We start from the raw sequence: 21,928 nt of genomic DNA, 5'->3' as shown, positions 1-21,928 counted from the left end.
TCCTCACTGAAATGCCGGCATCACGTCGTCGATGAATCGCGCCAAAGAGGCGCGCTTACGTTCGTTGGTCATGCCGCTATCGACCCAGAACGAAAACTCGTCATAACCCAGATCTTCATAGCGCTTGATCCTGTCGATCACCTGTTGGGCAGTCCCAACGGTCAGATCACGGCCCAATTTTTCTTTGGTATACATCGGGTTCGCGTCCATCTCGGCTTCGGTAATCGGTTTGATCAAGCCCTGTTCAACTGGCCGTTTGTTCATGAACCATGCACCAAAGTAATTGTAGTACCGGCGCAGATTTTGCACGCCCTGCGCAACATCGTCGTCGTCCTTGCCGACATAGGTGTGGTGTAACAGCATGATCTTGGGGCGCGGCCCCTCGTAGCTGTCACAGGCATCGTTGAACCGCCCCATCAGGGTCTCGATCTCTTCCATACCCTGCCACAGCGGGGTGACCTGAATATTGAATCCGTTGTGAACGCCGAATTCGTGGCTGTTAGGATCCCGCGCGGCGATCCAGATTGGCGGGCCGTCCTCCTGATATGGCTTCGGTGCCGAAGTTGCGGCCGGAAACGCATAGAACTCGCCTTCATGGGCACAATCGCCCTTCCAGATCTGAGGCAACAGCGGGGTGGACTCGCGCATGCGCTGCCCCGCCTCCCAAGCGTCCATTCCTGGCATCAGACGTTCGTATTCATAGGAATACGCACCGCGCGCGACCCCCAACTCGATACGCCCTTTTGTCATTTGATCCGCTGCGGCGGCCTCACCTGCCAGTTTGATGGGATGCCAGAACGGCGCAATTACCGTTCCGGTCCCCAACCGCACATTGCGCGTGTGGTGCGCCAGATCGACCAGCGACAGAAACGGATTGGGGGCAATGGTGAACTCCATGCCGTGATGTTCACCTGTCCAAACTGCCCGCATGCCCCCGTCATCAGCCATCTTCACCAGGCTCACGAACTCATCATACAGAACATCGTGAGGCTGATTCGGGGTCAGACGTTCCACGTGGGCAAACAGTGAAAACTCCATCAAATGGCTCCTTTACCGAAACTGTGAATTTCGCCGCGTTCGGCGTCACCGAGATACAGCCCGAAAACGCCTTCGCGGGCTTCAAGCGCGTAGCGGGTCATCATGTGGTGCAAACTATTGCTGGCATAGGTCAGATCGGCCAGATCGCCGATGTCTACCCATTCAGCATTGTCCATCTGGATGGTCTGACCGCAGGACGCCAGGAAGAACGTATAGTGCAGGTTCGTTTCGGCATCGTTGAATGAAGAATAGACCTGTTCGATCTGCGCCTGAATGCCCCGATCGGAAAGGCCCTGTGCCAGCCTGTTGCGTTGCCCCCCGGGTTCTGCACCGGCGATTTGAACCGGGCGAAATGCGCCTTCGTAGCGTTCCAGAAGAATTTTGCCATTTGCCGCAACAATCGCGCCGCAGATTGTCGGAACCTGCGCGTCCATCTCACGCTCAAGTCCAAGACTGAAGTACGACCCGTTCACATAACCCAGACCGTTTCCACCGATATGGGTGAAGTCTGTGACACGGCCAATCAGAACCGTGTGGTCGCCTGCGGGCAGCGCCTGATGCGTTTCACAGCTAAACTGTGCCAGCGCCCCGTCGATCAGCGGCATGCCATTGGCTCCGTCGCGATGCGCCACCCGACCAAATCGGTCGCCCTTGAAACTTGCGAAGGTGTTTGAAACATCCTGCTGCCCATCTGCCAGAACATTCACCGCAAAATGTGTGCATCCGGCAAAGGTATCGTGGCTGGACAGAAACCTGCCGGGACACACCAACAGCAAAGGCGGGTCAAGCGACACGGACGTGAAGGAATTCGCCGTGAACCCGACCGGGTTTCCAGAGGAATCGCGGGTCATCACAACCGTTACACCGGTCATGAAGTTGCCAAATGCATCACGCAGGGCGCGAGTGTCAATCTCGGTCATGGCAGGCACCTCCGAACGAACTCAAGCAAATTGGCGTTAACGTCAGCCGGGTGCGTCATGGGCATCATGTGGGCGGCATTTGGGATTATCTTTACCCGGCCATTTGTCACTTGCTGCGCCATGCCCTGCGACATGCCGGGTGTGGAATTTGGCTCATCCCCGCCCGTCATAAACAGTGCCGGGCATTTGATTTGCCCCAGTTGTGCGTCAGTCGGGCCATCGCTTTCGGCGAAGATGGTATAGGCCGCTTTGTATGCGCCCGGGTGGACATCTTTCAGCCAACGCGAACAGGCTTCGCCTTCTTCTGAAACCTGATCGCCGAACCAACGCTGCAAAGTCACGGTGGGATCGTTTATGGCCGCAGCATCCAGTGCCGCCGCGCGGGTCGTGACAGCCGCACGCGCTTCGGAGGTTCGGCGGTAAATTGCGTTCAACGCGGCAACGCCTCTCACCTGATCATGACCCGATGCCGCAATGTCCAAAGCGATCAAAGCGCCCATGGAATGCCCAATCAGAACGGCAGGTTCGGTCAATCGGGCCGCGATCGGGTTGGCGTACCCATCCAGCCCGATAGCACCATGGAACGGGGTTTCCCCGTGCCCGGGCATCTCCGGACACAGAACACGATACCCGGCGGCAGACAGCGCATCGATTTGCGCGCCCCAGGCTTCGGCCCGCAGGCCAACGCCATGGAGCAGAACCACAAGCGGGCCTTCACCTTCGTCTATAGCGGCGAGCCCGCCGATGTCAGACCGAGGCCGGGTTGTCCACGTCATGGCCCAGATCCTTCAAGTCCTGATAACGGTCGCCAATGCGATGATGCGGACGGCCCGAGGTTGCTCCGCCCAAAACCACGACGATCTCATCCGCACGGGGGGCGTCGGGGATGGCGAATTGCAGCGTCAGATAGTGTGACCGACGGCCCGCATCATTCTTGTCCATCAGTGGCACCATGATCGGTGTGTTCGCCGGGCCTCGGGTGTTGGTGAATGAAAGATAGGACTTGGCGTCAACCGCCTGCCGGAAGATGTTTCCGAAATGCAGCGTGTGGATCAGGCCCGAGGCATGCTCGACCTCTCCGTCCAGCCCCACAACCGCAGCCTTGCCATAGGCCTCAATCGCCTCGCCGCTTCCGGCCAGCGCGATCATCCTGTCGGTCAGTTCTTGACCCAGGATTGGGCCATAGGCCAAAATTTCCGGCCGTAGATCTTCGACGAAACGTCCAGCCCAAGGGTTGGTAACAACCGCTGCCACAGCAAACATGCGCCACGGCCGTTCGGCTTTGCGATATCCTTCGATCAGAACTTCTTCGTCGAAGGTCACTATTTTACGAATTTCCGGCTGCACGTTATCCCCCAATCTTGAGTACGAGAAATATCTTTGATTGGCCGGCACTTTGACAAACGAAAGAAGTTGGGTCTTAGGTATTAACAAAGCTACTAGGTCGGTTGCACATGCCCAAAACACTGCCCCCCCTTACATGGTTCAGGTCTTTCGAGGCCGCGGCCCGAAGGTTGAGCTCAACAGCTGCGGCGGATGAAATCGGATTGACCCAATCCGCCGTAAGCCAGCAAATCAGGTCGCTGGAATCCCGGCTGGGCGTCGTCCTGTTTCATCGGCATCCGCGCGGTCTTTCCTTGACGGATGAAGGCCGAAAGCTGCTGCCGCAGGTCGAAGCCGCACTGCAATTGCTGCAATCCGCCGCCTCTCCGTATTTGGCAAAGGAACGGGCCAGACACGTTACTGTTGCGGCGTCAATCAGCATCATCGAATGGTTGATTTCCCCTGCCCTGCCCCAGTTTCGCGACCAAAACCCAGATACGTCCATTCGCTTTGTCAGCACGATCTGGCCGGATGAATACTCGGCCCTGCGCGCCGATGTTGAAATCCGGTTCGGGTCAGAAAAACAAGTCGGGCGGGATGCAAAACCGTTACTGCCGAATGACCTGATCGCAGTAAAAGCGCCTGCCTTGGTTGGCGCTTGTCAGGACTTGCCCCTGATCGAGGCCGTGGGAACGTCAGACAACTGGTCCACATGGGCGGAAGTCACCGGTCATAAAATCCATACCCCGGCCTATTATGTCGATTCTTACGGGCTCGCCTTGCAATTGGCGGCTTCCGGGAACGGCGTGGCCTTGGTGAATGCACTTATCGCCGATCACGCTCTGCAGACCGGACAGGTCGCGCGTGCCTTTGATGAGACTGCTCCAGCGGCCGAAGGGTACTTTCTGGCCGTGCAGCGCGCATCACCCGAGGTTGACGCCGTTGTATCATGGTTTTCACAATTGGTTCCCGGCTCGTCACACCAATGGGTCTGATTCAGACACACCAATGTCGCATCTGAGGATATCGCTGAGCAGGAAAATAGTGAATTCTGGCAAAAAAGGTCCGATTCATGCGATATTCAGGCTTTCGAGTCATCAAAGAGGCGCTTACCGGCCACAAAGGGTGGAAACCGGTCTGGCGTGACCCCGAACCCAAAGCCCATTACGACATTATCGTCATAGGCGGTGGTGGTCATGGGCTGGCAACTGCCCATTATCTGTCGAAGGTCTACGGTCATCGCAATGTCGCGGTTGTCGAAAAGGGCTGGATCGGCGGAGGCAATGTCGGGCGGAACACGACGATCGTTCGCTCGAACTACATGCTGGACGGGAATGAGCCGTTCTATGAATTTTCGATGAAACTGTGGGAAGGGCTTGAACAAGACCTGAACTACAACGCCATGATGAGCCAACGCGGAATACTCAACCTGTTCCACACGGATGGTCAGCGCGACGCTTATACGCGGCGCGGCAATGCGATGATCCTGCACGGTGCAGATGCCGAATTGCTGGATGCCGATCAGGTACGCAAAGAACACCCCTATCTGAATTTCGACGACGCGCGTTTCCCGATCAAAGGCGGTCTGGCCCAGCGACGGGGCGGCACCGCGCGCCATGATGCCGTGGCCTGGGGCTTTGCCCGGTCTGCGGACAGCCACGGTGTCGACATCATCCAGAATTGCGAAGTCACTGGTCTGCGTATCGAGAACGGCAAATGCCTGGGCGTCGAGACCTCAAAGGGCTTTATCGGGGCTAACAAAGTCGGCTGCGCTGTTGCCGGTAACTCGGGCCGGGTGATGAACATGGCGGGCATGCGACTGCCGATTGAAAGCCACGTGTTACAGGCGTTTGTGTCCGAGGGTCTGAAGCCGGTTCTGCCCAGCGTCATCACCTATGGGGCCGGACATTTCTATGTCAGCCAGTCCGACAAAGGCGGGTTGGTCTTTGGCGGTGATATCGACGGCTATAACACCTACGCCCAACGTGGAAATCTGCCTGTGGTCGAGGATGTCTGCGAAGGCGGCGTCTCATTGATGCCGATGATCGGGCGCGCCCGCCTGCTGCGTATGTGGGGCGGTGTTATGGACATGTCGATGGATGGCTCACCCATCATCGATCGCACTCCGGTCGAGGGTCTCTATTTCAATGGCGGATGGTGCTATGGCGGGTTCAAGGCGACCCCGGCATCCGGTTACTGTTTTGCGCATCTTCTGGCGAAGGACGAACCGCACTCTACCGCCACGGCCTATCGCTTCGACCGGTTCCGCACGGGCCGGATGATCGACGAAAAAGGCGTGGGCAATCAGCCCAACCTGCATTGAGCGGAGCACGAGAATGATTATCAACCATCCCCTTCTGGGCCCGCGCGACGCATCTGAATTCACCTATCTGGGTGACGCGTCACTGATCAACCGCCCGGACTGGCAGGCCGAAGACGCGGCGGACGCGTTCTATGAATACGGCTATCTGCGCGACAATCCCGCAGGCGAGCATCAAGAACTGTGGTATCATGAAGCTGGCGACCGGTCGTGGCTGGTCGTTACCCGCGACACCACCACACATGAGATTTCCAAGGTAGAACTGGCCCGCGATGTGGCCCGCGCGCGGGGACGTTCCAAATGACGCAATCCAACAGACTGAGCGGTGGCCAGATCGACCGCAACACAACAGTGAACTTCCGGTTCGACAACCGCAACTATACCGCCCATCCCGGCGATACGCTGGCTTCGGCTTTGCTGGCCAATGACGTGCGATTGATCGGACGCTCGTTCAAGTATCACCGCCCGCGCGGCCTGCTGACTGCCGGATCCGAGGAACCCAATGGCATTGTCGAGCTGCGCTCCGGCAACCGGCAGGAACCCAACACACGGGCCACAACGACCGAGATGTTTGACGGGCTTGAGGCGCAATCGCAGAACCGTTGGCCCAGCCTGAAATTCGATGCGCTTGGCGTAAACGACCTGTTCTCGAATTTCCTGTCCGCCGGGTTCTACTACAAGACCTTCATGTGGCCGGCCGCTTTTTGGGAAAAAATCTATGAGCCGATCATTCGCCGCGCCGCTGGCCTTGGCTCTTTGTCGATGGAGGCTGACCCCGACGAATATGACAAAGGGTTCCGCCACTGTGATCTGCTGATCATCGGCGCCGGTCCATCGGGCTTGATGGCAGCCCTGACCGCAGGGCGCGCGGGTGCCGACGTTATTCTGGCTGATGAGGATTTTCGGTTCGGCGGACGTCTGAACAGCGAGACATTCTCAGTCGGAGATCAGAGCGGCAGCGATTGGGCCGCGCAGGCTGTCGCCGAACTGTCAAGTATGCCCAACGTCCGGCTGATGGCCAGAACCACTGTCATCGGCGCCTTCGACCACGGCATCTACGGCGCTGTAGAACGCACCGGAGATCATGTGGCCACCCTGCCCGCAGGTAAACCGCGCCAGATCTTATGGCGCATTTACACCAAGAAGACATTGCTGTGTGCGGGGTCGACTGAACGGCCCATCGCGTTTGAAAACAACGACCGCCCCGGCATCATGATGGCCAGCGCCTTGCGAACTTATGCCAATCGGTTTGCGGTTACGGCCTCTCAACGCGTAGCGATCTTTACCAACAACGACGACGGTCACCGCACCGCCGCCGACTTGCATGCCAAGGGCGTTCACATTTGCGCCGTTGTCGATGTGCGTGAGGATGCTCCGGTCAACTACGATTACGAAGTCCTGAGCGGCGCACAGGTTGTGAATACCAAGGGGCGTCTTGGTCTGACCTTTGTCGAAGTTGCCCTGCCCGACGGCTCGACCCGCACGCTGGAATGCGGCGCACTGGGCGTTTCGGGGGGTTGGAACCCGAATGTGCACCTGACCTGCCATCAGCGCGGGCGTCCGGTCTGGAACGACGATCTGGCCGCCTTTGTGCCCGGTTCAAATCTGCCCGTCGGATTGACTGTCGCGGGCGCAGCGAACGGAGTGATGTCTACGCAAGGTGCATTGCAATCCGGTGCCGAGGCTGCCGCGGCAGCGCTGGAGCTGAGCGTTGCTCAGCCTGTCTTGCCCGAGGCCGAGGATACTCCGATCGCGCAGAAACCGTTCTGGTATGTCGAAGGCTGCAAACGCGCTTGGCTGGACCAGCAAAATGACGTGACCGTCAAGGACGTCAAACTCAGCTATCAGGAAGGGTTCCGGTCAGTTGAACACCTGAAACGCTATACCACCCTTGGCATGGCGACTGATCAGGGCAAGACCTCGAACATCAGCGCATTGGCGATCATGGCCGAGGTGGCCGGAAAATCGATCCCCGAAACAGGGACAACCATTTTCCGCCCGCCCTACACGCCTGTTCCGATCAGCACCTTCGCCGGTCGGATGAAGGGACAAGAATTCCACCCCACGCGCCTGACGCCCTCGCATTATTGGGCCAAGGAGAAGGGCGCTGTGTTTGTCGAAGTCGGCAACTGGCTGCGCGCGCAGTGGTTTCCCCTGCCCGGTGAGCTTCATTGGCGTGAATCAGTGGACCGTGAAGTGCGCCAGACCCGCGCGTCCGTCGGGGTGTGCGACTGTACGACACTTGGAAAAATCGACGTGCAGGGCGCGGACGCGGCTGATTTCCTGAACCGCGTCTACGCGAACGGTTTCACCAAGCTTCCCGTGGGAAAAACCCGCTATGGCCTGATGCTTCGCGAAGACGGCATGGTAATGGACGATGGCACAGCCGCGCGTCTGGCCGAGGATCATTTTGTCGTCACAACGACCACGGCCAATGCGGTAAATGTCTATCGTCACATGGAATTTGTGCGCCAATGCCTGTTCCCGGATATGGATGTGCAGCTGATCTCGACCACGGAATCCTGGGCGCAATATGCTGTCGCTGGTCCCAATTCGCGCAAGCTGTTGCAAAAGATCGTCGACCCTGAATTCGACATTTCAAACGACGCGTTCCCGTTCATGGGCTGTGGCAACATTACGGTTTGCGACGGGTTGCGGGCGCGGCTTTTCCGGATCTCATTCTCGGGAGAGTTAGCGTTCGAAATCGCCGTGCCCTCACGCTATGGCGATGCGCTGATGCGGCGTCTGATGACCGAAGGTGAAGAATTTGAGGTTGTCCCTTACGGCACCGAAGCGCTGGGCGTCATGCGGATCGAAAAGGGCCACGCGGCCGGCAACGAGTTGAATGGCACCACAACGGCATTGAATCTTGGATTGGGTAAGATGGTGTCGAAAAAGAAAGACGGCATCGGATCGACCCTGTCCGAACGAGAGGCCTTGGTAGAACCGGATGTCCTGCGGCTGGTCGGGATCAAACCGGTATCGCCCGAAGAGAAAGTCACCGCTGGTGGCCATTTGATGAACACGACCGGCCCGGTGGATGCCGCGCACGATCAGGGCTATGTCACTTCGGCTGCGTATTCGCCCATTCTGAACAGCAATATCGGGCTGGGTCTTTTGCAGGACGGTGCCAACCGAATGGGCGAGAAGATGCGCCTTGTGTCCCCATTGACCGACCTGACCGTCGAAGTCGAAATCGTATCGGCCCATTTCGTTGACCCCGAAGGAGAGCGTCTGCGTGCATGATCTAGTTGCAATAACCGCATTGGGCGGGTCCGAACCGCAGGTCGACACTGTTGGCGGGGTTACGTGCCGGGAAGTTCCGGGCGCCGCACTGGCATCCGCCGCCGCGCGGATGGGACAGGAAACCAAAGCCAGCAAAGCCCTGGCAAAACTGATCGGTGCCCCTGCACCTGGTATCGGCCAACATGCAGGTGACACTGTCACTGCCTTTTGGGCCGGTCCGGATCAGTGGATGATCGAGGCGCCTTTTGACACGCACGAAGAGCTTACTGATCAGGTGAAGTCCGCTTTGGGCGATACCGCGTCGGTGACAGAACAGACCGACGGTTGGACACGGTTCGACCTGAACGGTGATCAGATTCCGGCTGTGTTGGAACTGTTATCTATGCTGGACCTGCGCAATATCGATGCGGGCAGCGTCGCCCGTTGCTCAATTCACCACATTGGGTGCTTTGTTCTCTGTCGGTCAGATGAAGCGTTCAGCATTTATGGCCCCCGTTCATCCGCCGGATCGTTGCATCATGCCATCGTCACTGCAATGCGGTCGGCGCTGTAAAACAACGTCAGACTGACGGCAATGGCGCGTTACCTTCGACACGGAAGCGGTTGATCCTGCGACGGTCTTCGCTTGGGCTTAGCCCAAATGCTGACCGATAATGCGTCACAAGCGGCGCCACTGAACCATACCCGATCGCAGCCGCGATATCTGCGATCGGGTCTTTGGTATAGACCACCATCTGCCGTGCCGCATTCATGCGCATTGCGCGATAGTAATGGCTGGGGCTCTGGCCCGTCGCCTGTTTGAAAGCACGTTCCACCTGGCGTGGCGTGACCCCGATTTGCTGTGCGGCCTCTGCGATGGAAATCGGATCGCTCATATGACCGGCGAACAGGTCGACGCAGCTCGACACCAACGGTGGAAGGCTGTCCCCGGTTTCCGGCGCGGTCGTGGTCGGAACCTGTTGCCGCACCCCTGACCCGCGCATCATCGGATGTTGGAACCAACAGGCAACCTCGTGCGCGACTTCGCCACCCAGCCGATCTTCAATCAGATGCAGGGCCAGATCGAACCCGGCAGCGGCACCGGCTGCGGTGTAGCGTGTCGCCGTTTTCACGATCACCTCGCTACGCGAGTCGACTTCGGGAAACTCAGCCAGAAATGCGGCCTCATAGCACCAATGGACGGAAACAGGTTGGCCCCCCATCACCCCGGACCGGACCAATGGGAAAACACCACCGCTAATCCCGCCCAAAACAGTGCCATGCCGTCCAAGACTGCGCAGAGCACCGTTGCCAACGGTTGTATTATCAAAGCCGGACGTTGGGCTGCTGAGAAGGAACAAGATGTCGATATCCTTGCAGTCGGCCAGAGATTGCTCGGCCTCGAACCGGACACCTGCGCTGGATTGTACTTTCTGTTGACGCTCGGACAGCAGCGACCAGCAAAACGCCTCTTGCCCGGCGATTTCATTGGCCGCCCGCAACGGCTCGATTACCGAGGTCAGGCAGGCCATGGGAAAGCCGTCAAACAGCAAAAAGCCGATTTTGATTCTGTCTTTATTGCGCATAAGACTGTTCTAGCAAGATTTCCGCAACCGCCCTATGCGAAGTTCATGCCCACCGGATCAAGCCGATGATCGCTGAGGCCCCATAGAACCCTTGCAACAACAGGAACGTCCAGCGGCGATCTATTACGGCCCAAGCCGCAAACAGGCCCGAGGACACTAACAACAGGGTGAAACCCAGCAACTCAGCCCCCGTATTCGACGCGATCAGCAAGGCATAGGCCATTGCCAACACCGATCCGGTGATTTCGAATACGGTCGTCAGGCCGCGCCGGTCACGGGTTTTGATTTGATCCGTCATGGCTCAGCCCTTTCGCGTCAGGAGATTGATCAGCGGCGCGGGTGTCCGTTTGGGCTGATCTCTAATCTGGAAATGACTGCAGTTTTTCGGCAACTTGTGAACGACGGGAACTTGATCGGTAACCGACCCATTAAGCGCCGGATTCCAAGGTCGTTCAGACTGACCAAGACACGCCAGATCGAACAAGTGTACCCTGTTGCCCGCCGCTGCCCATACAGGCGGCACGTCGCACCGGATGTAAGATAATGTGCTGTGGATCAAAACCACCGGATCGCCTTCCCCATGGGTTCCGGGGACCATCCGCGGGGTTTTGATCACTGTGTGGTCCGGGACGAGATGCGGCATGCGAATGCTCCTGAGCTTTGGATTTCCTGACCAGTAGTTCAATACTGGCGCGTGACACAAATGAATGATATTCATGGCTCAATTAAAAAATGTCATGGTTTCACAAATGACCGACCGATTGGAAATTGACGCCCTGCGCGCCCTTCTAGCCATCGCATCCCATGGCGGCGTGACGCGCGCGGCCGAGCATCTGGCGCTGTCGCAATCGGCAGTCAGCCACAAAATCAGACGGTTAGAGCAAGCCCTGGACTGCGATCTGCTGGCGCGCCGACCCGGTGGCCCTCTGTTCACAGATACAGGTCTGCGCCTGTGCGACTATGCCCGCCGAATATGTGCCCTGCACGATGAGGCGTTGGCCAGTTTGAGCAAGAAACCTTTGGCCGGCGCACTCCGGCTGGGTATGACCGAGGACACGGCCACCAGCGACATCGCCCGCATATTGGGCCGTTTCACCCGGCTTTACCCGGACGTTCAGGTCCGAACACGCACCAGTCAAAGTCTGAACGTGCAAGAGTGGTTGAAGGCCGGAGAGTTGGATGTCGCCGTCATGCAAATCTTTCGGCACGATGCGCGGCCAGATGACCTGATCTTGTTCGAGGACACTCTGCACTGGGTAAAATCACCGGATTTCCAACTGGATACGACAGCACCTGTTCCCTTTCTGTCCTTCGACAGCCAATGTTTCTATCGCAAATGGGGCTTCGGAGATGGGCAGCTGCAAGGGCACCGCTTCGACAACGTATTAGAATGCCCAAGCGCCACTGGCCTTCAGTCGGCCGTGCGGTCCGGTTTGGGCGTCGCCCTGTTGAATGGAATGCATGTCACACCGGACATAGAGGTGGTCAAAGGCGTGTTCCCCGATCCCCCGCCGATCATTTTTGTCGCGCGTATGCATGTTAAGCGCCGAAACCCTGCCGCGATGGCGCTGGTACAAGAGATTAGCCGCGAGGTTGAAGGCGCCAACCCTTTGAAAGTGGTCAGCTGAGTGTTTGTACCGGAAGAGCCTAAACAACGACCTCCACGATAGCCGTGCTTTCCGTCGGCTTCTGCGGACGGGAGAAGTGGTTTGGCGAAGGAACCTAAGACCAATAGCTAGGACAATCAGCTCCTCAGGTCAGGCCTGATCAATTGCGCGGTCCCGTTTCTGCAACGCGCGGATACGCATTCGCTGGGCCGCATGAACATGGGCGCGCATCGCCAGCTCGGCTGCGTCGCCGTCGCGGGCCTGCAAGGCGTCCATCACACGGCGATGCTCACCCGCGGCATCGTCTGCGCGCTGACCATCCAGCATTTGGGACGGACCCAATATCAACAACGCCTTTTGCAACGATAACATCGACTTTGTGAGAAAGCGGTTTTTGGCGGCATCCAACAGCGTGGCGTGGAAAATACGGTTCAACTGAGCGGCCACCGGACCGGTGCCAGCCTCGGCAAGGCGATCATTCAGGACATTAAGTTCGTCCAGTTCCACATCCGAAGCCGCGCGTGCCGCCAACCGTGCCGCTGTTCCTTCAAGTACGGCGCGCATTTCATACAGTTCCATAACCTCCGAATAGCTCAGGCTGCGAACCGTTGCGCCCAGCCTAGGGACATGCGTCACCAACCCATCCGCTTCGAGTTGCCGTATCGCTTCGCGCACAGGTGTTCGGCTGACACCCAGTCTTTCGGACAGCTCGATCTCTCTCAGCCGTTCACCAGGTAACAAAACACCCTCGCGAATTTCATCCAGCAAGCGCTGATAAGCGGAATTCCCCTGTGGGCCGGTTTGATTAGGATCTTCTTGAGTTTTCATCATTCTCAATCTTGCATATTGCGCCTCTTTGTATACATTTGGATACATGACTTAGTCAACGAAATCGGACACTATCCTTGACCGCCTCAAGCCTTCATTTGTCGCCGCTGATGCAACGGTCAGTCACGCTGATATTGGCTATGTTGGGAACTGCAGTTTTTTGGGCGTTGAACCTGCCGCTTCCCTTTCTGTTCGGGCCGATGTCAGCGTGTTTGATTGCAGCTTTGGCACACGCACCCATGTGGGATTTCGGGCAAATCTCGGTCGGGTCCAGAACCATCCTCGGCGTCGCGGTCGGGGCGTCGATCACACCCAGCCTGTTCGCGGAACTTCCAAAGATGGCGGCGTCCCTTTTGCTGATACCAGTATTTATCCTGCTGATTGCAATGGTTGGCGTGCCGTTCTTTCGCAAATTCTGGGGCTTTGACGACAAAACTGCGTTTTTTGCGGCCATGCCGGGCGGGTTTCAGGACATGGTGGCTCTGTTGCGCAAATCCGATGATAGTCGGACTTCCCCTTTCCCCGGACGGATTTATCCCACGGCTTTCGTGACAGGTATGCCAAGGCCGGTGAACCGGTTGAGAACCGCAATGCGCACCTGAAGTTCGGCCACCTGGCGGTCGAAGTCCCTCGCCAAGAGGCGTTGGCCCAGCAGTTTCACGCAATGCATCTTCGTTTCGACACGGCTTCGACGGTGGTATCCGCTCCATCGTCGCCAGATGGCTCGTCCGAGATACTTGGTTGCGCGGAGGGACTCGTTTCGCGCCACCGCTCCTGCGGTCGTTGGCTTCCAGAAACGGGCGTTCCTACGCGGTGGGATGACAGCATTGGCCCCTCGGTCCGCGATTGCGTCGTGGCACTTGCGAGTGTCGTAGGCCCCATCGGCGGTGACGGTACCCATCTCCTGATCCTCCGGGATCTGATCAAGAAGCTCAGGCAGCATGGGAGCGTCGCCGACGTTACTGCCGGTAACTTCCGCGGCCCGCATTTCCAGCGTTTCTTCGTCAATCCCGATGTGTAACTTGCGCCAAATCCGGCGCTTGGGGCCGCCATGCTTGCGTGCGTTCCACTCCCCTTCGCCCTCGGCTTTGATGCCGGTGCTATCGATGAGAAGGTTCAGCGCCCCCTTTGTGCCACGATATGGCAGGTTCACCTGTAGGCTCTTCTGACGCCGACACAAGGTGCTGAAATCGGGCACCGCCCAATCCAATCCGACCAGTCGCAAGAGGCTCTCGACGAACCCGGTCGTTTGCCGAAGCGGTAGCCCGAACAGGACTTTCAGAGTCAGACACGTTTGGATAGCGGCATCGCTGAAGCTCCGTTGTCGACCGCGTTTACCACTTGGTGGTGGCGTCCAGATCATCTCAGGATCGAACCAGATCGCCAGCGACCCGCGCAGCCTCAGCGCATTATTGTAAGCCGACCAGTTCGTGGTCTTGTACTTCGTTGTTGCCCAACTACTCATAGCCTCTCGGCTACCACACTGGATTCATGCGGTGAATCCCCCAAGGCGATTTGTGCAACAGAGCCGTCAGCCTCTATGATCTGTGTTTTCTGGCAGGAGAGGTTTGGCGGAAGCAACATAGGCGCGCGTTCGATTGATTGCCGGCGTTTCGCCCTCAACGAAGCGCGGGCTGAGCCCTTTTTGGTGGTGCGGACGATCGTGTCTTCTACTGGTAATCGTTGTTCGGAGCCCAAGCTGCCCTCGCCGGGACGGATCTACACTGCACGCGCATTCGTTCGCTTCGCAGCCGAAACCAGACACTAGACTTGGTGGCAGGCTACGTCGCCTTGATCCGCGGTTCGAGGTTGATAGAAACTCGAGGAAAGGGACTTCCGAAAGGCGCGTTGTTGATACAATTTACTGCAATGAGTATCGGCGTATTGGTGCTAAATTGACCGGGCACAATCATTATCCTTGGTGTACATGCGGGTGGTGCGTTGGCGGCGGCAACCGAAACGGTGGAGTTGTATCCACCGCGCCAGTAGCAAAGCCACTTCGGCCGGTCGATTCCGAGTATGAAAAGCAACAAGCTTCGCTGACACTGAAAGGCTACGGCGCGACAAGTTACTCTCGCTGCTTCGTCAATCCCAATGCATCCTGCCCCGTCTGCGGTCAGCCCGTCTATTTTTATGCCAATGAACACGGTAGCCGCGTCTTCTTTGATGAACTCGGAAAGCCTTGGACGAAGCACCCATGCACGGACAACGGGCGCACCGCCTCTGGCTCTGTACGTGCTCGACCCTCCCGTCGACCAGGTGCCGAAATCAAAGAAATTCTCACTGCCGAACAAAAGATCGACCAGCGAATACTACCTTTAGGCCGTAAAGCGAGAAGAGATTCCTGGAAGCTTGCGGTGGTGGTTGAAGTCCACTTTGCCGACTTCCGGATGGAAGTTCAGGTTGAAGACCTTTCAAGCCAAAACCATCAGAAGCATCGATTTTTTATTTACTGTGATCAGCCGCTTCTAGCTGAAGGCGACCTTGTCAGTCGACGTAGAGACACTTTCTCATTTCTGCACCCGCTGTCACTTGAAGACATTGAGGTGGCGGAGAGACAGGGATTCGAACCCTGGAGACGGTCTCCCGCCTACACACTTTCCAGGCGTGCGCCTTCGACCACTCGGCCACCTCTCCGTGCCGGCGTTATTTGAACTATCGCCGAGGGATTTGCAAGGCCCCATTGAGGTGAAATTTCACCTGAAATCGAAAGCCTTGCAAAGGCGTTTAAATCTCGTCCCCGTCACCATCAGCCAAATCGCCCTCGGTCATCTCGACAGAATTTGTGGATGGCTTTGCGGACGGTATTTCGTCGGTGTTCTTGCTGGGTCGGGCTTCGCTGCCCTGCAACGCCTCGGGGTTACGCAACCAGAGATCGCGCTGTGCAAATGGGATTTCGATCCCTTCTTCGACAAAGCGCCGGTTGATCTCGTGGTTCATATCGGATTTGACTGACAACACCCAGTTCACATCGCGTAGGATGGCCCGGATTTCAAAGTCCAGCGAATCTGCACCAAACCCCTGAAACACCACACTAGGGGCTGGATTCGCCAGAACCATCGGGTGTGAATTCGCGATTTCGCCCAGAATCTTCTCTACCATTCGGGTATCAGTCCCATAGGCGACCCCGACCGGTACAATCACCCGCCCGATCGTATTGCCGCGTGTATAATTCGTGACAACGCCGCTGATCAGATCCGAGTTCGGAACGATCACATCCGTGCGGTCAAACGTTTCGATCCGCGTGGACCGGACGGAAATATCACGGACGTACCCCATCATCCCATTCACGTCGATCCAATCCCCTTTCGAGATTGGGCGTTCGACCAACAGGATTATGCCCGACACAAAGTTCGACACGATGGTTTGCAGACCAAAGCCGATCCCGACTGACAACGCACCGGCAACAATAGCCAGCGATGACAGGTTGAAACCGGCAATCGTTATCGCAACCAGCGCGGCCAGGAAAATACCGACATACCCGGTGCCCGAAACAATCGCGTTTTGCCCGCCTGGATCAATGCTGGTCTTTGGCAACAGAGAATTGCGCAGCCCGCTTTGCAGCATCCGCGTCAGGCCATAGCCGATGGCAAATATGACAAGGAACGTAAAGAAGTTGCTGGGCGAGATGGTTACCCCGCCAATGTCAAATCCCTGCAGCAGGCGCGACCAGACTTCCTGCAGGTCGGTTCGACGCGCACCCCAATACAGCGCGAGCACGGGCATAGCCAGAATGGCCATTGCAAAGCCGATGAGAACCGAAAACAGCGAGTCCTTGGCCTTATCGCCCTGCCCGCCAAGCCAGCCGTAAACAGACGTCAGGAAGCGTTGGACGATGACCAGCGCTGCAATAAGAACCAATGAACGCACGGCCGGGAAAACGATTGCCTCAGCCGCATTCGTATACCCCAGCATCGCTAAAATCGGGCTGGCAATCCCCAGGAAGAACAAAGCGCGTCGAATGAACTCGACCAGCTGGCTGAACCCGGCAGCGCGGGCCGTTTCGGACGGCTCACCTGCATCGACCGGGACATCAACACTGCGGACGCGACGGACGCGAAGAAGAATCAAAGCTGTTGCGACGATGACCGGAAAGGCGACGACGGCGCGCGTCGCATCCGAGATATTTTCGATCTGATCGAACAGGTTCACCAGTTCATGCAGGATCAGGAGCCCGGCAAGAAAATCGAGGTAGACGCGTAACTCAGTGACTTTCTGGCGGGACAGTTTTTTGAACCCCTGCGCCGCTTGCAGCACGTAAACCTGTCGGCCAATCCAGTCATAATACAGGATGATCGCCGCCCAATAGGGCACGTTTTCCATCAACAGCGTCCCGCGCAGCCCCAGAACGCCTGTCATCACAACAGCCTGAACCAGAAGCCAGACGCCGAACCAGGGGAGGATAATTCGCAGCAACGAGGTCAGGAACGTCCATACGCCACTTCCCTGCCCCCCCAGGGCTCGCAGACGCGCACCAGCGGCTTCCGACCAGCGCTTGCCGTAAAACAGCAGAACACCAGCAACGAACACCAAAGCCAGAATACCCAGCCCACGTGCACGCAAACGTTCATGTACTACGTCAGTACTCAGGTTCCGCCGCGCTTCGTTGAACAACGCTTGCGCAGCCTCATTCACATCAACCCAGGCCGGCCGCCAGTGGGTGGGGTTCAGGGTCGACGGTCCGCGCTCCAAAAGTTCTTTCGCCTGACGGTCCCGCAATAGTTTGTCTATCTCAGATATCAGACCATTGGCCCGGCTGAATGCCTCTTCTGAGATGATCTGCGGGACGCGCAAACTGTTCAACTGCTCGTCTAGATGCGTTCGTAGTGTGGCAATATCTTCCGGTTCAGTCGCGTCGCCTTCGGGCGCAGCACCAAGAGCCTTGATCTGATTTTCCAGCGTCTGGATGCGTTCGGTGTTTGCACCGCGTGCCCGATTGAAATCATCTCTATAGCCGTTGATCTCTGAGCGCAGGTTTTCGAGCGACGCGTTCGACGCGCGATTGTCCTCGATCACTATCTCGGCACGGTCCGCTGTTTTGACCCAGCCTTGGTAGTATTCGCTTTGACGATCTGTAAGCTGCGCGGCAGCGGGGCCGCAAACTATCGCAAAACATACCGCAACAAGGGTCAGGAACAGGCGAACACGCCGCAGCATCACACGTCCTCAAAAACGCCGGGGATACTGCGTGGAGCTTCAGTCATCCACTCCGGGACAGGCAATTCCTTTTCACGCAGGAAATCCGGGTTGAACAGCTTGGACTGATAGCGAGTTCCATAGTCACACAGGATGGTCACGATGGTGTGGCCCGGACCCAGATCTTTGGCCAGACGTACCGCACCAGCCATGTTAATGGCGGTTGAACCGCCCATGACCAGGCCTTCATCGCGCAGCAGATCAAAGATGTAAGGCAGCGCCTCGTAATCCGTCATCTGATACGCAAAGTCAGGTTTGAACCCCTCAAGGTTCTTGGTGATACGCACCTGACCGATGCCTTCGGCGATCGAGCCGCCCTCCATCGCGATTTCGCCGGTGGTGTAATACGAATACAGCCCAGCCCCCATCGGATCGACCAGACCGATCTTGACGCCTTTGGGTTGCAACGCATCGGCCACGCCCGCCAGCGTTCCACCCGAACCTACGGCACAGACGAAACCGTCGACCTTGCCGTCGGTCTGTTCCCAGATTTCAGGACCCGTAGTTTCCACGTGCGCCTGACGGTTTGCAACGTTGTCAAACTGGTTGGCCCAGATCGCGCCATTGGGCTCGGTCTGCGCCAGTTCTTCGGCCAAACGACGGGAATAGTGTACGAAATTGTTGGGGTTGCGATACGGTGCGGCCGGAACCTGAACCAGCTGAGCGCCAGCTAGTCGCAGCATGTCCTTTTTCTCTTCGGACTGCGTTTCCGGGATGACAATGACGGTCTGGAACCCCATCGACGCACCAACAAGCGCCAAACCGATCCCGGTGTTACCCGCCGTACCTTCGACAATGGTACCGCCCGGTTTCAGGTCACCACGCGCAATGGCATCGCGGATGATGTAGAGCGCCGCACGATCCTTGACCGACTGGCCGGGGTTCATGAATTCGGCCTTGCCGAGAATCTCGCACCCGGTCTCTTCGCTGATGCGACGCAGGCGGATCAGCGGGGTTTTTCCGACTGCGTCGGCAAGGTCTCGTGCAATGCGCATGGCGCCCTCATTTCATTTCGGATCAACGCAGATTTACCTGTGGTGCGCGACGACCACAAGCGGCGAAAATCATCCGCGCAGGCGCTCACGGTGACGTGCAAGCCAATGGGCCACCGCCAAAAGCGGCAAATCCTTAAACCCATGACTGTCGACCCTGTCCATGAAATCACTGAAAGGCAGAATCTGGGTTCGAATATCCTCACCTTCCGTTGCCAACCCACCATCTTCGATGGTCTTGGTCAGATCAGCCAGCCCGACATAAAGGTATAGATATTCAGTCGATGACCCGCTGGAGGAATACGCGCCGCCTGCATACTCCAGCCGGTTCAGCGCAATCTGGGCTTCTTCTTCGGCCTCGCGCAGGGCCGCCTGTTCCGGCGTTTCGCCTGGGTCGATCATACCGGCGACCGGCTCCCACATCCAGGGTTCAGGATCCTCAGCCAGAAAGATCGGTGCCCTGAATTGTTCAACTAACAAAACCGTGTCGCGCACGGGATCATATGGCAGGACGATCACGGCGCTGCCTTGCATCAGGCTGCTGCGGTTCAGCACTTTGCCCATCGAGCCATCGTATTGGCGATGCTGCAACGCGACTTCTTCCATCCCGAAATAATTGACATAGGCCGGTTTACGATCGTGCACGATGACGTCTTTGGCAGTGTCTCGTGCATCACCTGTCGCACGTTGACGGGCAGCCAGCTTTGCCCATGCTCGCGTCCGGATCGACGGAAAGCTTCGCGCAATTTTTTCCGCATCAACCTTGCCGTAAAAACCCATAACCTCTTGCGCGGCGAGCATCGTCATCGCGCCCCACTCATCCAACCAACCCTGCAGCGACCAGAGAACGCCGCGGTTCCAAAGCCCCGGCTCAGGGTAGAACACAAGGGCTTGCGATATCGACCCGTCGGCCAGATCAACTGTCTGCTCCCGCAGGTCGTAATCAAAGCCACCCTCGTAGAAGACCAAACGGTTCTGATCTTCCTCACTCAATCCCCGGAGCAATAACCCTTTGGCCAGACTGCCTTCCTCATGAACAATCATGGGAAAGGCCTGATCCTGCACGCTATGGACTGCATGATCTTTCAGTGTGGCTTGGGCAAATTCAAGTTTGGACGCTGGACGTCCCAAGACAAGCTCCAGCAATGGCAAGTGCCGCAGCGTGCCATAAAAGAACAGATCTGACACTGTTGAGTTCTTTCGTACTTTAAGTTGTTAGCTCACCGCCACCGGCGGGCTGCTTCCTCGGTGACCAGCCCAGTGATCAGAGCCCCAATGATCAAAGTCCACAAGATTTCGGGCACCACAAGTTGCTGACCATATTCAACACCGATTTTAAAGATGGAGATCAGCGCCTCGAACGGGCCGTCATACCGATGGCGCATCGCCAAGCGGAGCATTTCGTTTACACCCTGAACAAACAGTCCCCAGAACACCAGCGCCGCCATTCCGGTCAAGCCGTTGTTGATTGCGGCAGTCCAGCCCCGGCCAGCACGCTTGCCCATGATCCACCAACCGCAAATCACGCCCAACGCCATGTTTACGTAGGTAAACATACCGTAGTTCTTACCTTCATCACCGTTTTCGATGACCATACTCGAAACCAAGAACGCCACGATCAAAAGGCATAAGCCAGAAACAAGCTTGGGTGCAGTGGGCATTTCTGAAGTCCGTTCCTTAACTCGGTTTCGCTATAGTGATCTGTGTCACATCGCAATTACCGGTGTCAAAGGCTGCTCCGCAGGCGGTCAAATAATAATTCCACATGCGGCGAAAACGCTCATCAAAGCCCATTTCCGAGATTTCGTCCCACTTGCCGTTGAACGTGTCATACCAGCGGCGCAGGGTCAGGTCATAGCTTTTTCCGAATTCTTTCGATTTGACGACTTTCAAACCCGCCTGAGCAACTTGTTCCTTCAAAATGGAAGGCGCCGGAAGCATGCCGCCCGGGAAAATATATTTCTGAATGAAATCAATGCCGTTACGATAAACATCCCATCGATGATCCGCGACAGTGATAATTTGCAACGTCGCTTGCGCCCCGGGTTTTAATCGCTCACGCACAGTGTCGAAATACACAGGCCAGTACTTTTGACCTACCGCTTCGAACATCTCGATCGATGCGATTCCGTCGTACTGCCCACGCTCATCCCGGTAATCCTGCAATTTGAATTCAACCAAATTCGAAAGGCCAGCATTTTCAATACGCTGCCTGGCAAACTTCAACTGTTCTTGACTGATCGTCAGACCTGTGACCCGCAGGCCACGCTCTTTTGCAGCGTATTCAGCAAAGCCGCCCCAGCCACAGCCAATCTCAAGAATGTGATCTCCGGGTTTTGCACCCATTTCATCGACCATACTGGCGTATTTTGCGGTTTGCGCCTTTTCCAGACTTTCCTGCCCTGTTTCGAACAGTGCGCTGGAATAGGTCATCGTGTCATCAAGCCACAAACCATAGAAATCATTGCCCAGATCATAATGGTACGAGATGTTCTTTTTGGCCTGTGCCCGGTTATTGCGGTGCAACCAGAACCGCAGCCGCTCATACATCTGCACAAGGACTTTTCCGGTGAAATCGTCGTAGACCGTTTCATTACCCATATGCACCAGGTCCATAAAGGATCGCAGGTCCGGCGTGCTCCAGTCACCTTCCAGATATGCGTCGGAAAAACCAAGTTCACCCTCACGGACCAGGCGGGCAAAAACGTCTGGATTGTGGATATCCACACGCGCAACCGGCCCGGGTTTGGTGCCCTCGGTTCGGAAGACACGACCATCCGGCAGTCCGATGTCCAATCGGCCAGACTGCATCCGGCTAACCATTTTGAATACTTGCACAAAGTATCTGGGCAGGTCTTTCTGCCCCTCGGTGGTCATCAAAGTCATCCGCTCT

21 protein-coding genes and 1 tRNA gene are annotated in these 21,928 nt (G+C 57.0%); 7 read left to right on the top strand and 15 right to left on the bottom strand.

The genetic code is table 11. The features are described from left to right. Positions 1 to 3 precede the first annotated feature (3 nt). Genes RUA4292_RS11930 through RUA4292_RS11915 form a run of 4 tightly spaced genes read right to left on the bottom strand, consistent with a single transcriptional unit; the run spans position 4 to position 3,305 of the window. Positions 4 to 1,038 (bottom strand): LLM class flavin-dependent oxidoreductase, encoded by a 1,035-nt coding sequence (locus tag RUA4292_RS11930; protein WP_058277769.1) that lies wholly within the window; start codon positions 1,036 to 1,038, stop codon positions 4 to 6. Beyond that, positions 1,038 to 1,958: a flavin reductase family protein gene (locus RUA4292_RS11925; protein WP_058277768.1), complete on the bottom strand. Its 921-nt coding sequence runs from the start codon at positions 1,956 to 1,958 to the stop codon at positions 1,038 to 1,040. The genes RUA4292_RS11930 and RUA4292_RS11925 overlap by 1 nt, the downstream gene beginning before the upstream one ends. Next, positions 1,955 to 2,734, bottom strand: coding sequence for an alpha/beta fold hydrolase (locus RUA4292_RS11920; RefSeq protein WP_058277767.1), 780 nt, complete (start codon positions 2,732 to 2,734; stop codon positions 1,955 to 1,957). The genes RUA4292_RS11925 and RUA4292_RS11920 overlap by 4 nt, the downstream gene beginning before the upstream one ends. Beyond that, on the bottom strand, positions 2,706 to 3,305 hold the full coding sequence (locus tag RUA4292_RS11915) for an amino acid synthesis family protein (protein WP_058271883.1): 600 nt from the start codon (positions 3,303 to 3,305) through the stop codon (positions 2,706 to 2,708). The genes RUA4292_RS11920 and RUA4292_RS11915 overlap by 29 nt, the downstream gene beginning before the upstream one ends. Positions 3,306 to 3,412: 107 nt before the next feature. On the opposite strand from RUA4292_RS11915, the gene RUA4292_RS11910 reads away from it, so the two are divergent. The 5 genes from RUA4292_RS11910 (at position 3,413) to RUA4292_RS11890 (ending at position 9,400) form a co-directional block, all read left to right on the top strand. Next, positions 3,413 to 4,276 (top strand): LysR family transcriptional regulator, encoded by an 864-nt coding sequence (locus RUA4292_RS11910; protein ID WP_082637083.1) that lies wholly within the window; start codon positions 3,413 to 3,415, stop codon positions 4,274 to 4,276. A gap of 77 nt (positions 4,277 to 4,353) precedes the next feature. Next, positions 4,354 to 5,604, top strand: a complete 1,251-nt coding sequence (locus tag RUA4292_RS11905) for a sarcosine oxidase subunit beta family protein (RefSeq protein WP_058277766.1) — start codon at positions 4,354 to 4,356, stop codon at positions 5,602 to 5,604. A gap of 13 nt (positions 5,605 to 5,617) precedes the next feature. Further along, positions 5,618 to 5,905 (top strand): sarcosine oxidase subunit delta, encoded by a 288-nt coding sequence (locus RUA4292_RS11900; protein ID WP_058277765.1) that lies wholly within the window; start codon positions 5,618 to 5,620, stop codon positions 5,903 to 5,905. Next, positions 5,902 to 8,847 (top strand): sarcosine oxidase subunit alpha family protein, encoded by a 2,946-nt coding sequence (locus RUA4292_RS11895; protein WP_058277764.1) that lies wholly within the window; start codon positions 5,902 to 5,904, stop codon positions 8,845 to 8,847. Before RUA4292_RS11900 ends, RUA4292_RS11895 begins: the two co-directional genes overlap by 4 nt. Then, positions 8,840 to 9,400: a sarcosine oxidase subunit gamma gene (locus RUA4292_RS11890; RefSeq protein ID WP_058277763.1), complete on the top strand. Its 561-nt coding sequence runs from the start codon at positions 8,840 to 8,842 to the stop codon at positions 9,398 to 9,400. Before RUA4292_RS11895 ends, RUA4292_RS11890 begins: the two co-directional genes overlap by 8 nt. A gap of 7 nt (positions 9,401 to 9,407) precedes the next feature. Here the strand turns inward: RUA4292_RS11890 and RUA4292_RS11885 are convergent, their stop codons facing one another. Genes RUA4292_RS11885 through RUA4292_RS11875 form a run of 3 tightly spaced genes read right to left on the bottom strand, consistent with a single transcriptional unit; the run spans position 9,408 to position 11,055 of the window. Continuing rightward, positions 9,408 to 10,412 carry a GlxA family transcriptional regulator gene (locus tag RUA4292_RS11885; RefSeq protein WP_058277762.1) on the bottom strand — a complete coding sequence of 335 codons (1,005 nt, stop codon included), beginning with the start codon at positions 10,410 to 10,412 and terminating at the stop codon, positions 9,408 to 9,410. A gap of 43 nt (positions 10,413 to 10,455) precedes the next feature. Beyond that, the gene (locus RUA4292_RS11880; RefSeq protein ID WP_058277761.1) at positions 10,456 to 10,710 is read right to left on the bottom strand and encodes a hypothetical protein; all 255 of its coding nucleotides are present in this window, start codon (positions 10,708 to 10,710) and stop codon (positions 10,456 to 10,458) included. 3 nt (positions 10,711 to 10,713) lie between these two features. Further along, the gene (locus tag RUA4292_RS11875; protein ID WP_058277760.1) at positions 10,714 to 11,055 is read right to left on the bottom strand and encodes a hypothetical protein; all 342 of its coding nucleotides are present in this window, start codon (positions 11,053 to 11,055) and stop codon (positions 10,714 to 10,716) included. 106 nt (positions 11,056 to 11,161) lie between these two features. On the opposite strand from RUA4292_RS11875, the gene RUA4292_RS11870 reads away from it, so the two are divergent. Then, on the top strand, positions 11,162 to 12,040 hold the full coding sequence (locus tag RUA4292_RS11870) for a LysR family transcriptional regulator (RefSeq protein WP_199520010.1): 879 nt from the start codon (positions 11,162 to 11,164) through the stop codon (positions 12,038 to 12,040). Positions 12,041 to 12,169: 129 nt separating this feature from the next. On the opposite strand, the gene RUA4292_RS11865 is transcribed toward RUA4292_RS11870, so the two are convergent. Next, positions 12,170 to 12,847 (bottom strand): GntR family transcriptional regulator, encoded by a 678-nt coding sequence (locus tag RUA4292_RS11865; RefSeq protein ID WP_058278174.1) that lies wholly within the window; start codon positions 12,845 to 12,847, stop codon positions 12,170 to 12,172. A gap of 110 nt (positions 12,848 to 12,957) precedes the next feature. Here RUA4292_RS11865 and RUA4292_RS24040 point away from each other — a divergent pair, with 110 nt between their 5' ends. After that, positions 12,958 to 13,449, top strand: coding sequence for an AbrB family transcriptional regulator (locus RUA4292_RS24040; protein ID WP_082637105.1), 492 nt, complete (start codon positions 12,958 to 12,960; stop codon positions 13,447 to 13,449). On the opposite strand, the gene RUA4292_RS11855 is transcribed toward RUA4292_RS24040, so the two are convergent. The 7 genes from RUA4292_RS11855 to RUA4292_RS11820 form a co-directional block, all read right to left on the bottom strand. After that, positions 13,380 to 14,312, bottom strand: a complete 933-nt coding sequence (locus RUA4292_RS11855) for an IS5 family transposase (protein ID WP_058277757.1) — start codon at positions 14,310 to 14,312, stop codon at positions 13,380 to 13,382. The genes RUA4292_RS24040 and RUA4292_RS11855 overlap by 70 nt on opposite strands. A 1,082-nt stretch (positions 14,313 to 15,394) precedes the next feature. Beyond that, positions 15,395 to 15,484, bottom strand: a tRNA-Ser gene (locus RUA4292_RS11845). A 90-nt stretch (positions 15,485 to 15,574) separates the two neighbouring features. Then, a complete protein-coding gene (locus RUA4292_RS11840) occupies positions 15,575 to 18,004 on the bottom strand; it encodes a DUF3772 domain-containing protein (protein WP_058277755.1) in 2,430 nt (809 codons plus the stop codon). After that, positions 18,004 to 19,038 carry a cysteine synthase A gene (locus RUA4292_RS11835; protein WP_058277754.1) on the bottom strand — a complete coding sequence of 345 codons (1,035 nt, stop codon included), beginning with the start codon at positions 19,036 to 19,038 and terminating at the stop codon, positions 18,004 to 18,006. The genes RUA4292_RS11840 and RUA4292_RS11835 overlap by 1 nt, the downstream gene beginning before the upstream one ends. Before the next feature lie 69 nt (positions 19,039 to 19,107). Then, positions 19,108 to 20,223: an NUDIX domain-containing protein gene (locus RUA4292_RS11830; protein ID WP_058277753.1), complete on the bottom strand. Its 1,116-nt coding sequence runs from the start codon at positions 20,221 to 20,223 to the stop codon at positions 19,108 to 19,110. Positions 20,224 to 20,255: 32 nt separating this feature from the next. Next, a complete protein-coding gene (locus RUA4292_RS11825) occupies positions 20,256 to 20,696 on the bottom strand; it encodes a TrgA family protein (protein ID WP_058273774.1) in 441 nt (146 codons plus the stop codon). Between the two features lie 16 nt (positions 20,697 to 20,712). After that, a complete protein-coding gene (locus RUA4292_RS11820) occupies positions 20,713 to 21,921 on the bottom strand; it encodes an SAM-dependent methyltransferase (RefSeq protein ID WP_058277752.1) in 1,209 nt (402 codons plus the stop codon). Between the last annotated feature and the right edge of the window lie 7 nt (positions 21,922 to 21,928).

This window comes from Ruegeria atlantica (genome assembly GCF_001458195.1).
GTDB lineage: Bacteria > Pseudomonadota > Alphaproteobacteria > Rhodobacterales > Rhodobacteraceae > Ruegeria > Ruegeria atlantica.
The sequence above is the reverse complement of the archived record's forward strand: the minus strand, read 5'-3'. Positions and strand labels throughout refer to the sequence as shown.

Coding starts and splice junctions, on each gene's coding strand:
- RUA4292_RS11930 (WP_058277769.1), bottom strand. CDS start 1,038: ATGGAGTTTTCACTGTTTGCCCACGTGGAACGTCTGACCCCGAATCAG.
- RUA4292_RS11925 (WP_058277768.1), bottom strand. CDS start 1,958: ATGACCGAGATTGACACTCGCGCCCTGCGTGATGCATTTGGCAACTTC.
- RUA4292_RS11920 (WP_058277767.1), bottom strand. CDS start 2,734: ATGACGTGGACAACCCGGCCTCGGTCTGACATCGGCGGGCTCGCCGCT.
- RUA4292_RS11910 (WP_082637083.1), top strand. CDS start 3,413: ATGCCCAAAACACTGCCCCCCCTTACATGGTTCAGGTCTTTCGAGGCC.
- RUA4292_RS11905 (WP_058277766.1), top strand. CDS start 4,354: ATGCGATATTCAGGCTTTCGAGTCATCAAAGAGGCGCTTACCGGCCAC.
- RUA4292_RS11900 (WP_058277765.1), top strand. CDS start 5,618: ATGATTATCAACCATCCCCTTCTGGGCCCGCGCGACGCATCTGAATTC.
- RUA4292_RS11895 (WP_058277764.1), top strand. CDS start 5,902: ATGACGCAATCCAACAGACTGAGCGGTGGCCAGATCGACCGCAACACA.
- RUA4292_RS11885 (WP_058277762.1), bottom strand. CDS start 10,412: ATGCGCAATAAAGACAGAATCAAAATCGGCTTTTTGCTGTTTGACGGC.
- RUA4292_RS11880 (WP_058277761.1), bottom strand. CDS start 10,710: ATGACGGATCAAATCAAAACCCGTGACCGGCGCGGCCTGACGACCGTA.
- RUA4292_RS11875 (WP_058277760.1), bottom strand. CDS start 11,055: ATGCCGCATCTCGTCCCGGACCACACAGTGATCAAAACCCCGCGGATG.
- RUA4292_RS11870 (WP_199520010.1), top strand. CDS start 11,162: ATGACCGACCGATTGGAAATTGACGCCCTGCGCGCCCTTCTAGCCATC.
- RUA4292_RS11865 (WP_058278174.1), bottom strand. CDS start 12,847: ATGAAAACTCAAGAAGATCCTAATCAAACCGGCCCACAGGGGAATTCC.
- RUA4292_RS24040 (WP_082637105.1), top strand. CDS start 12,958: ATGCAACGGTCAGTCACGCTGATATTGGCTATGTTGGGAACTGCAGTT.
- RUA4292_RS11855 (WP_058277757.1), bottom strand. CDS start 14,312: ATGAGTAGTTGGGCAACAACGAAGTACAAGACCACGAACTGGTCGGCT.
- RUA4292_RS11840 (WP_058277755.1), bottom strand. CDS start 18,004: ATGCTGCGGCGTGTTCGCCTGTTCCTGACCCTTGTTGCGGTATGTTTT.
- RUA4292_RS11835 (WP_058277754.1), bottom strand. CDS start 19,038: ATGCGCATTGCACGAGACCTTGCCGACGCAGTCGGAAAAACCCCGCTG.
- RUA4292_RS11825 (WP_058273774.1), bottom strand. CDS start 20,696: ATGCCCACTGCACCCAAGCTTGTTTCTGGCTTATGCCTTTTGATCGTG.
- RUA4292_RS11820 (WP_058277752.1), bottom strand. CDS start 21,921: ATGACTTTGATGACCACCGAGGGGCAGAAAGACCTGCCCAGATACTTT.